Consider the following 2,249-nt stretch of genomic DNA (forward strand, 5'->3'; position numbering starts at 1 on the left):
AGTGATGGAGAAATTAAAATTACTAGTGAAATGATACTTGGTTTAAAAAAAAAGAAAGAAGAAAAATATACTAATTATGAGGCTGGGATGATAATTAAAATAAATCCTAGAATAAGAAAGAGATCTTTTAATGAATATATAGAACTACAAATATATACTGAAATAAGTAATTTTAAACTTTTTGGAAATGATAAAGGGAAAGAAAAAAATGTATTTAGTACAAATGTTATTGTTAAAGATAGAGGTAGTATTTTTATTGGGGGATTAAATGAGAAAAATGTAAAAAAAAGTGAAGAAGGAGTTAAATATTTATCAGATATACCAGTATTTGGTAATTTGTTTAGAAAAAGAAACACTACTAAAGAAAAAAGAAATATATACATAGAAGTAGAGGCTAGTATTGAAGAATGAAATTTGAAAAAATGGTAATTATTAAACTTGAAGGTTTAATATCTTCTAATGTAGAGTTAATTGATGCTTTATCTATACTAATACCTATGTATAAAGATAAAGAAAAAAATAAATTATTAAATATAAGAAAATCACTTGAAAAAGGTAGAGGATTAGTTAATAGTTTTTCATATTTGAATGATGATAAAAGTTTTTTAGCTATGATAAATATAGTAGAAAAGACAGGTGATATGAAGACTATACTTTCTATATTAAAAGAAAAATATTATTTTGAAGAAGAATTAAAGAAAGAAATTATATCAATTTCTATATACCCATTATTTGTTTCTTTAATTTCTTTTATAATAGTTGTCGCAATGCTTGTATTTCTTGTTCCACAGTTTAAAGAAATATATGTAGATATATCAAAATTACCTTTCTTAACTAGATTCATACTTTATTTGAGTGATTGTCTATATACAAAATTTTATTATTTATTATTTTTCATATTTTTACTTTATTTAATAGGATTAAGTATTAAAAGAATATATAAATATAACGTTGATAAATTGTTGTTTAGTATACCTTTTATTAGAGATATTTATATACTTGAATTTACGGAAAGTATATACTCTATCCTTAAAACTAATACAGATTTTCTTGATGCGATTAGTTTGTCTAAAAGTGATAATATATATATTAATGGGTGTATTAAAGTTATAGTGTATAAGATAAGTAAAGGTAAAAGTGTAGAAAGTTCTTTTAAAGAATCAAAATTATTTAATAATGAGTATATTTCTTTTTTAAGAATTGGAGAAAAAGGTTCTAATTTTCTTGAAGTATTTTTAAGTTTAAAAGAAAGTTATCGAAAAAAATTAAATATTGAAACTAAAATAATGATTAAGGTATTAGAACCTTTATCAATTTTAATAATATCTATAATAATTGCTATCATAGTAATAGCTATGATGTTGCCTGTTTTTCAACTGGGGGATAGTTTACTCTAATCCTCCAGTAATTTAATATATAAGAAAAACTAATGAAAATAAAAGGAATATATAGTACAATATATATTAAGAAAGAGAGGTAAATGTAAAATGAAAAAAATATTATTATTTTTAAGTTTAATTACAAGTATGAGTGTATTAGCAAATGATGTAGTTATTAAAACTAATTCTAAAGTTATTAAAGAATTGAAAGCAGATACGGCACAAATGAGTTTTAGAATAAGAACGGAAGCTAACTCTAAAGAAAAATCACAAAATGAAAATAAAATAAGAATTAACAATTTTTTTGATCAATTAAAATCTGAAGGAATTAAATATGACAGTTTAATAACAGATGATTATAGATATTACAAAACTACAAAATATGTTAAAAATAATAATGGTAGTAAGCTGTATAATACAAATTTAAGTTTATCTATAAAAACAAATAGTACAACATTGGCAAGCATTTTAGAAGTGATAGATAAAATCGGAGGAATTGAATATAAGATAAATAAAGGATTGTTAACTTTAAATATAAAAAATGAATCTGAAAGTAAAGAAAAAAATTTAAATTATATATATAAAAAAGTTGAAGAATTAGTTTCAAATACTAAAAAAGATTTCTATTTTGATAATATATTAAATTCTGAAGATTATAATACTGAAGAAGAAGATATATATAACATAGAAACAACAATATCGTTTAAATTAAGGGATTTAACAAGAATAAGTGAAGTAATAGAAATAGCTGAAAAAAATAAAATAGAATTAGTTGGAAATATAGATTATTCAGTATCTAATTTGAAAAATGAATATTTGAAAATGTATAAAGAAAGAAAAAGAATCACTTATTGAGCCTTTCCTATACAA

Annotated in this window: 2 protein-coding genes and 1 pseudogene; all 3 read left to right on the forward strand. The window is 21.1% G+C overall.

Annotated features, from left to right (window positions below; genetic code table 11):
• A pseudogene (locus tag ACWYO2_RS05790) lies at window positions 1-411 on the forward strand (type II secretion system protein GspD); the annotation flags it as partial.
• Window positions 408-1,397, forward strand: a complete 990-nt coding sequence (locus tag ACWYO2_RS05795) for a type II secretion system F family protein (RefSeq protein ID WP_455515533.1) — start codon at window positions 408-410, stop codon at window positions 1,395-1,397. The pseudogene ACWYO2_RS05790 and the gene ACWYO2_RS05795, both read left to right, overlap by 4 nt.
• A gap of 90 nt (window positions 1,398-1,487) precedes the next feature.
• On the forward strand, window positions 1,488-2,234 hold the full coding sequence (locus ACWYO2_RS05800) for an SIMPL domain-containing protein (protein WP_455515534.1): 747 nt from the start codon (window positions 1,488-1,490) through the stop codon (window positions 2,232-2,234).
• Window positions 2,235-2,249: the final 15 nt, after the last annotated feature.

The organism is Pseudostreptobacillus sp. (assembly GCF_977040545.1).